The 1,121-nt window shown below is 63.9% G+C and carries 1 protein-coding gene; it reads right to left on the bottom strand.

What is annotated here, in order from left to right:
- A partial coding sequence (locus Q4P78_RS09210; protein WP_303340072.1) for a S8 family serine peptidase occupies positions 1 to 1,056 on the bottom strand: 1,056 nt, incomplete at its 3' end.
- Positions 1,057 to 1,121: the final 65 nt, after the last annotated feature.

A 1,121-nucleotide genomic window follows, 5' to 3' on the forward strand; every position in this document is an offset into this window, starting at 1 on the left:
GGAGTAGCTGCCCGCATAGGCCCCAGCAACAGCGGAGGGCCCCTTCACCTCAAACCTGTCAGAGCGGGTGAGGGCACTCTCCGAATTCGCCACAGTTAACGCCGAGGGGTTGTTCGCGGGCGCACCCATAATCGAGTACACGTCCCCCTGACTCAGATTCGCCTGCGCGTTACCGGCGGCAACCACCGCCAGCACCCCCTTATCAATCAGGCGCTGCAGCATCGTGTTTTCGGGGTCATCCACCGTTGAGTAGTCGCTGCCGAGGGAAAGGTTCACAATGTTCGCACCATCCGAGAAGTCCCCATCATTATTGGGGTCCAGGGCCCTATCTAGCGCCTGGCCAGTCATGGAGGAGCTGCCGCTGCACCCAAAGATACGCAGCGGCATCAGGCGCGCCTCGGGTGCGGAACCCGGCCCGATGTGCAGCCGCTGCACATCCGCAGATGAAAGCTTGGAATATTCGCCCCGGAACGTCTTGCCGTCCGCACCCACACCGTACCCTGCGGCGGTGCCCGCCACATGCGTGCCGTGCCCAGACTCGCTGCAATCCATGGGGTTACTATCGGGTGCGGGGGCGTTATACCCGTTGTAGGCATCGCCGACCAGGTCGTAGCCGCCCACCACTTTCTGCTGGTCGTAGGAGCCTGCGGGCATCGTGGGGGAGGATTTTGCTTTATCGTAGGCCGCCTTGGTGCCTGGGCCGCCAAAATCGGCGTGCGTATAGTCCAGGCCGGTGTCAATCACCGCGATCGTCACGCCCCGTCCGGTCGCCCCCGTGCTGCGCCACGCCTCAAGCGCACCTGTGCCCACCACGGAGATTGCGTTCATACGCTCCTTCGGCACGATACGGGAGATACGCACCACATCCGGGTGCCCGGCGAGGCCCCTGATCGCCTGCGCATCACCGGTGAGCGCCACACCCCGCTGCAGGTTATGCGTAGTGTACAGCACCTGCGAATTAGAGGAAGCGGCTAATGACTGTGCGTTTGTCACCACCTGCGACTGCACGTGGTGCGCCGCAGCAACACTCTGCGCGGTGGGGGACGCCTGACTCATCGGGCTCACCCGGCGCCCACCCCCATCAAGAGCTAAACCGTAGGCGCCCTGGCCAGCCAGCTCCA

Source organism: Rothia sp. (in: high G+C Gram-positive bacteria) (assembly GCF_030540545.1).
GTDB lineage: Bacteria > Actinomycetota > Actinomycetes > Actinomycetales > Micrococcaceae > Rothia.